At 59.3% G+C, this 6,995-nt stretch carries 6 protein-coding genes; 2 read left to right on the top strand and 4 right to left on the bottom strand.

All coding sequences use genetic code 11. The annotated features are described in order from the left end of the window. The 4 genes from crcB to ACIOZM_RS08520 all read right to left on the bottom strand — a co-directional run. Nucleotides 1-335: fluoride efflux transporter CrcB (gene crcB, locus ACIOZM_RS08535; RefSeq protein ID WP_401211959.1), on the bottom strand; the 335-nt coding region annotated here is incomplete at its 3' end. Next, entirely contained in the window at nt 335-1,657 is a 1,323-nt protein-coding gene (locus tag ACIOZM_RS08530) for a replication-associated recombination protein A (protein WP_401211957.1), read from the bottom strand. The genes crcB and ACIOZM_RS08530, both read right to left, overlap by 1 nt. Before the next feature lie 168 nt (nt 1,658-1,825). Beyond that, nucleotides 1,826-2,446, bottom strand: coding sequence for an outer membrane lipoprotein chaperone LolA (lolA, locus tag ACIOZM_RS08525; protein ID WP_401211954.1), 621 nt, complete (start codon nt 2,444-2,446; stop codon nt 1,826-1,828). Between the two features lie 67 nt (nt 2,447-2,513). Then, nucleotides 2,514-4,919 carry a DNA translocase FtsK gene (locus ACIOZM_RS08520; protein WP_401211951.1) on the bottom strand — a complete coding sequence of 802 codons (2,406 nt, stop codon included), beginning with the start codon at nt 4,917-4,919 and terminating at the stop codon, nt 2,514-2,516. Nucleotides 4,920-5,401: 482 nt separating this feature from the next. Between ACIOZM_RS08520 and aat the strand changes: the two genes are divergently transcribed. Together aat and ACIOZM_RS08510 are read left to right on the top strand one after the other, a co-directional pair. Next, nucleotides 5,402-6,082, top strand: a complete 681-nt coding sequence (aat, locus tag ACIOZM_RS08515; protein ID WP_401211948.1) for a leucyl/phenylalanyl-tRNA--protein transferase — start codon at nt 5,402-5,404, stop codon at nt 6,080-6,082. Between the two features lie 57 nt (nt 6,083-6,139). After that, nucleotides 6,140-6,847 carry an arginyltransferase gene (locus ACIOZM_RS08510; protein WP_401211945.1) on the top strand — a complete coding sequence of 236 codons (708 nt, stop codon included), beginning with the start codon at nt 6,140-6,142 and terminating at the stop codon, nt 6,845-6,847. Nucleotides 6,848-6,995: the final 148 nt, after the last annotated feature.

Here is a 6,995-nt window from a genome sequence, read left to right as displayed (position 1 = left end):
AGCCCGCCGAATACGCTGATCGCCGCATAGCCCAGGGCCAGCGGCACTTGCCCGCTTTCCAGCAAGCGCACCGTATCCAGTGAAAAGGATGAAAAAGTCGTCAGCCCCCCGAGGAAGCCAACCATCAATCCGGCACGCACCTCAAGTGGCACCTCCGGGCGTATCAAAAACAGGCCGTACAACACGCCAATCAACAGACAGCCCACGATATTAACGGCCAGCGTCGCGGTATAGAAGTGCCGCGGCCAATTGGCGTTGACCCAATTGGCCGTGCCGAAGCGCAACAGTGTGCCGGCAACCCCGCCTGCGGAGACTGCAAGTATCAATGGAAGCACTATTTTCTCCGCTGCCGAGGGCTCAAACGATCGAGTTGAGCGAGGTGATTGAGCTTCTCGCCGATCTTCAACTCCAGGCCTCGCGGCACCGGTTGATAGAACGGGATCGGGTCGAGTTCTTCCGGGAAATAGTCTTCGCCAGCGGCATAAGCGTCCGGTTCGTCGTGGGCGTAACGGTATTCGTCGCCGTAACCCAACTGCTTCATCAGTTTGGTTGGCGCATTGCGCAGGTGCAGCGGCACTTCCAGCGAGCCATGTTCGGCTGCGGCGCGCAAAGCGGTTTTGAAGCCCATGTACACCGCGTTGCTTTTCGGCGCGCAAGCCAGATAAGTGATGGCCTGGGCCACCGCCAACTCACCTTCCGGGCTGCCGAGGCGTTCCTGCACTTCCCACGCTGCCAGGCACAGGCTGAGCGCGCGAGGGTCGGCGTTGCCGATGTCTTCGCTGGCCATGCGCACCACGCGCCGGGCCAGGTACAGCGGATCACAGCCACCGTCGATCATGCGTGCGAACCAATAGAGCGCGCCATCGGGATTGGAGCCGCGCACCGATTTGTGCAGCGCCGAGATCTGGTCGTAGAACGCTTCGCCGCCCTTGTCGAAACGCCGACGGGTGTCACCGAGCAGGCTTTGCAGCAGGTCGGTGCCGATTTCGCTGTTGTCTTCGGCCAGATCCGAGGCGTTTTCCAGCAGATTGAGCAAGCGCCGACCATCGCCGTCAGCAGCGGACAGCAGCATCTGGAAACCTTCATCGCTGAGGGTCAGATTGCGTTTGCCCAGCCCGCGCTCTTCGGTGAGTGCGCGATGCACCAGTTTGCGCAGCGCCGCGTCGTCGAGGCTTCTCAGCACGTAGACGCGGGCCCGCGACAACAAGGCGTTGTTCAGTTCAAACGAAGGGTTTTCGGTGGTTGCGCCGATAAAGATCAGCGTGCCGTCTTCAACGTACGGCAGGAATGCATCCTGCTGCGACTTGTTGAAGCGGTGTACTTCATCGACGAACAGAATGGTGCGCTTGCCGTACTGGCCGGCTTGTTGTTTAGCGATTTCAACGGCCTGACGGATCTCTTTGACCCCGGCGAGTACCGCCGAAACGGTTTCGAAGTGCGCATCCGAGACTTCCGCCAGCAACCGCGCCAGTGTGGTTTTGCCGACGCCCGGCGGGCCCCAGAAGATCATCGAATGCAGCGCGCCCTGCTCCAGCGCTTCACGCAGAGGTTTGCCGCGAGCGAGCAGATGCTCCTGACCGACGTACTCGTCCAGATTGGCTGCGCGCAAACGCGCGGCCAGTGGCTGGGCAATCGGTGCACTGCGAAACAGATCCATCACGTACCGTTGAAACCTCTGATTTTCTGAACCCGGGTAGAACCCTTGTGGCGAGGGGATTTATCCCCGTTCGACTGCGAAGCAGTCGCCGCTTACGGGGCCGCTTCGCAGCCCAACGGGATAAATCCCCTCGCCACAAAAGCTCCCCCGACCAAAGGGCGATGCAATTTATTCCTGGATCACGTCCGCACCCTTGGGGATGTCGAACTTGAACTTCGATGCCGGGACGGCTTCGTTGGCCTTCACCCCGGTGAACAGGATGTTGGTGCGCTGGCCGACGCTGTCGATCAGTTGCATGTCATTGACCAGACCGTTGCGGAACGACAGGCGCAGACTGTCGAACAGAGTGTCTTTGGTCTTTGGCTTGAGCGTGAAGTCGATCACGCCGCCCGCCTCTTTTGCCGAGATATCGAAGCTCTGGTTGATCTTCGATACGTCGCCGGACAACAGCAGAGCCGGGGTTTGAGTCAGACGCACATCAAGATTCTTGATGGTAGCTTGCTCCAGATCCGGGTCCCACAGCGTGACTTTCTTGCCGTCGGAGACCATGGTCTGCTCGTTCGGCGCCTCGGTGTGCCAGTAGAACAGGCCCGGACGCTGCAACGCCATTTCACCACGGGTTTCCTGCAACTGGGTGCCGCTGCCGTCGAGGGTCAGCTGCGAAAAGTTCGCGGTCAGGGTCTTGGACGTTTCAAGCAATTGGGTCAGACGAGCCACGTCCTTGTCATCGGCGTGAGCGTTAAAAGTGGTCAGTGCCAGAACCGGCAACAGCATGCGGATAAGACGCATGGGAGTCCTCTTGAATATCCATGGGGAGAACGGACGGCGCGTCATTGCACCGTCCGGAGCATTCGTGTCAGTCGCGTACCGGGCCCGGGGCCAGAACTTCACGCGAACCGTTGGTGTTCATTGATGTGACGACCCCGGCCATTTCCATGGACTCGATCATCCGTGCCGCGCGGTTGTAACCGATCTTCAGTTTGCGCTGCACAGCGGAAATCGATGCACGACGGCTTTCGAGCACGAACTGCACGGCTTCGTCATACAGCGCGTCAGTCTCGGCGTCATCGCCGTCGCCGCCACTGCTGCCTTCAAAACCGCTGCCCGCCTCTTCGACACCGTTGAGGATGTCGTCGTTGTATTCCGGCGCGCCGCGCAGTTTCCATGCCTCGACCACGCGGTGGACTTCTTCGTCGGAGACAAATGCGCCGTGAACCCGGATCGGCAGGCTGGTGCCCGGTGGCATGTAGAGCATGTCACCGTGGCCAAGCAGTTGTTCGGCGCCGCCCTGATCGATGATGGTCCGGGAGTCGATCTTGCTCGATACCTGGAACGCCATACGCGTCGGAATGTTGGCCTTGATCAGGCCGGTGATCACGTCCACCGATGGCCGCTGGGTGGCGAGGATCAAGTGAATACCCGCCGCACGCGCCTTCTGCGCGATACGGGCGATCAGTTCTTCAACCTTCTTGCCGACGATCATCATCATGTCGGCGAATTCGTCCACCACCACAACGATGGTCGGCAGCTTGGTCAGCAGCGGCGCTTCGTCGTGAATGCTTTCGCGCTTGTACAGCGGATCGCTCAGCGGCTCGCCGGCATCCTGGGCTTCCTTGACCTTGGCGTTGAAGCCGGACAGGTTACGCACGCCCATCTTCGCCATCAGTTTGTAGCGGCGCTCCATCTCGGCGACGCTCCAGCGCAGGGCGTTGGCGGCGTCCTTCATGTCGGTAACCACCGGGCACAGCAGGTGCGGAATGCCCTCGTAAATCGACAGTTCGAGCATCTTCGGGTCGATCATGATCAGCTTGGCGTCTTCCGGGCCGGACTTGAACAGGATCGACAGGATCATCGCGTTCACACCGACCGACTTACCGGAACCGGTGGTACCCGCCACCAACAGGTGCGGCATCTTCGCCAGGTCGGTGATGACCGGTTTGCCACCGATGTCGTGGCCCAGTGCCAAGGTAACCGGCGACTTGAAGTTGTCGTACTCGGGCGTCGACAGCACTTCAGAGAAGCGCACGATCTGCCGGTCTTCGTTGGGAATCTCGATACCAACCGTGGTCTTGCCCGGAATCACTTCAACCACACGCACGCTGGTCACGGCCAGCGAACGCGCCAAATCCTTCGCGAGGTTGGAGATACGACTGACTTTGACGCCAGCGGCTGGCTGAATTTCGTAACGGGTAATCACCGGCCCCGGATGGATCGAATCCACCGTGACCTCGACGCCGAACTCCTTGAGCTTGATCTCCAGCAAGTGGCCGACCGCAGCCAGGGATTCCGGCGAGTAATTGAGTTGTTTCTTTTCCGCAGGATCGAGAATCGAGATCGGCGGCAAGGTGCCTTCCACCGCGCTGTCGACGAACAACGGCGCTTGTTTCTCTTTCTGCACGCGTTTGCTTGGCTCGGGCGCCCTGATAGGGGCCGGGGCAATCACTGGCGGCACCTGCTTCTCGCGGTCCGACATGTGCTTGCTCAGGGCCTGTTCGCGCTCGATCAGACGCTCCTTGACCTTGGCCTGCTCACGTTTGTCGGTGACCGTCGGCGCAACCACGTCATGCACGCGGTCGTCGACTTCACGCAGTTGCGCGACCAGTTGCTTGCGCTCGGTACGCGCCGACCACCAGCGGTTGAGTGCGCCCTGGAACAATTCGAACAGATCAAGGGTGATCTTGCCGGTGACGTCCATCACCTTGAACCACGAAAGGTCGGTGAACACTGTCAGGCCGAACAGGAACAGCGCGATGAACAGCAACGTGCTGCCCTGAATATTCAGCGCATTGCGTGCCAGATCGCCAAGGCTTTCGCCCAGTGCACCGCCAGCACCGGCCGGCAGACCGGTGGCCGCGTGGAAATGGATATGCGCCAGCGCAGCGCCGGACAGCACCAGAAACACCAGCCCGATCAGGCGCCAGGAGAACAGCCAGCCGCTCCACTGCCACGGCTCGTGGCGTTGACGGAAGATCTGGTACGCCTTGATCGCCAACAGCAACGGGAAGATGTACGCAAAGTAACCGAGCACCATGAACAGGATATCGGCGCTGTAGGAGCCCGCCGGACCGCCGAAATTCTGCACGTCGTCGATCTTGCTGTTGTGGCTCCAGCCCGGATCGTCCTTGCCATAGGTCAGCAAGGCCATCATCAGGAACAGGCACAGGGCGCCAATGGCGATCAATGCACCTTCCTTGAGCCGGTAGTGCAACTGTTGGCGCCAGAGCGGAACGACTGTTTTTGGTGCTGCGGTGGATTTCTTCAAAACGCTTCTTTTCCTGCGCCGGGGGCGCGTCCATCTATTGAATGACGATAAAAAACTGCCCAATCCAGGCAGGTAAAAAAGTTGAACGACACAACTGAGACTACTTTTAACACTGCGCCCCGGTTTTTATAAACACGGTGCACGGCGAATATTCTGCTACAGCCCGGCATTGTACGGGTTTGCGTATCTGACGCCATGCTTCACAGCATAGTCAACCGGGCAAAAGCTGCGGCTCAATTTGAGCATGCATTATGTTTTGTTACAAAGGCTTATGAGGGCTATTTGATGAACATCGCCATGAACGCGGCAAAAGCGCTGAGTGGAGCAGACACACGCCTGAACATGAAGCCCGCTTACGACCGCGCGAATGACCCCAAGTTGCAACGACGCCACCGCCACACAGGACATCGGCGCCGTTTAACGGCACACTTGGCGCAGGGCTTCGCGGCCCACTACCCTCCCCTCTCGCAAGCCCGGACGCCATGCTGACTTGGTTACAACGTAATTCCCTGACTTTCCCGCCTTTGGAAAAGGCCATGCGCGAGCCCAATGGATTGCTGGCTGCCGGCGGCGACTTGTCGGCCGATCGCTTGATTCAGGCTTATCGTCACGGCTGCTTCCCATGGTTTTCCGAAGGTCAGCCAATTCTCTGGTGGTCGCCCGATCCGCGCACGGTGTTGTTTCCCGACGAACTGCACGTCTCGCGCAGCCTCGGCAAGTTACTGCGCAAGGAACGCTATCAGGTGACCTTCGATCAGGATTTTGAAGCCGTCATTCGCGCCTGCGCCGCGCCACGGGATTACGCTGACGGAACGTGGATCACCGAAGCCATGCAGAACGCCTATCTCGAACTGCACCGACGCGGCTTCGCGCACTCCGTCGAGGTTTGGGATCAAGGCGAACTGGTCGGCGGCCTGTACGGGTTGGCGATGGGGCAACTGTTTTTCGGTGAATCGATGTTCAGCCGCGCCGACAACGCCTCGAAGTACGGCTTCGCCACGCTGGTACAACATCTGAAAGACTCCGGTTTTGTGCTGATCGACTGCCAGATGCCGACCGATCATCTGCACAGTCTCGGCGCCCGAGCCATCTCCCGCGACGATTTCGCAGGCTATCTGGCCCGGCACCTGGATCAACCCGGTCGCGCCACCTGGGTTTGCTGAGCGACTTTTGCGCGCGTGGCTTACACTTAATTCACCAGCTTATCCCGAGGGTTGATCATGACCGAGTTGGCGCGCTTGAAGTTCTATGCCACTCAGCCACATTCCTGCAGTTATCTGCCCGAGGAGCAGGCCACGACCCTGTTTCTCGACCCGAGCCAGCCCATGGATGTGCATGTCTACGCAGACCTGTCGGAAATGGGCTTTCGTCGCAGCGGCGATCATCTGTATCGACCTCATTGCCAGAATTGCAATGCGTGCGTGCCTGCGCGCATTCCGGTGGCGCAGTTCCTGCCCAACCGTCAGCAGAAACGCATTTTCAAACGCAATGCCGATTTGCAGGTGCGCCCGACCAAACCGGCGTTCAGTGAAGAATATTTCGACCTGTACCAGCGCTACATCGAACAGCGCCATGCCGACGGCGACATGTACCCGCCGAGCCGTGATCAATTCTCGACGTTTCTGGTACGTGACCTGCCCTTCTCGCGCTTCTACGAATTCCGTCTCGACGGACGGTTGCTGGCCATCGCCGTGACGGATTTACTGCCCAATGGTCTGTCGGCGGTTTACACCTTCTACGAACCCGAGGAAGAACGCCGCAGCCTTGGGCGTTACGCAATTCTCTGGCAGATCGGCGAGGCCCAGCGGCTGGGGCTGGAGGCCGTGTATCTCGGCTACTGGATCAAGAACTGCAAAAAGATGAACTACAAGACGCAATATCGGCCCATCGAATTGCTGATTAATCAGCGCTGGGTTGTCCTGAACTGAACGCAAACCGTAAACCCCTTGGCTTAAACCCCATTTTTCGGGCACAATGCACGCCGCTTTTGCCTGGCGCAGTTGCACCGGGCCATTCATTGGATACCGAGGGCTTTACTGCATGTCGAAAGAAGACAGCTTCGTAATGGAAGGCACT

Source organism: Pseudomonas sp. NPDC087346 (assembly GCF_044744235.1).
GTDB lineage: Bacteria > Pseudomonadota > Gammaproteobacteria > Pseudomonadales > Pseudomonadaceae > Aquipseudomonas.
Note: the sequence above shows the minus strand (reverse complement) of the source record. Positions and strands in the feature narration are given on the sequence as shown.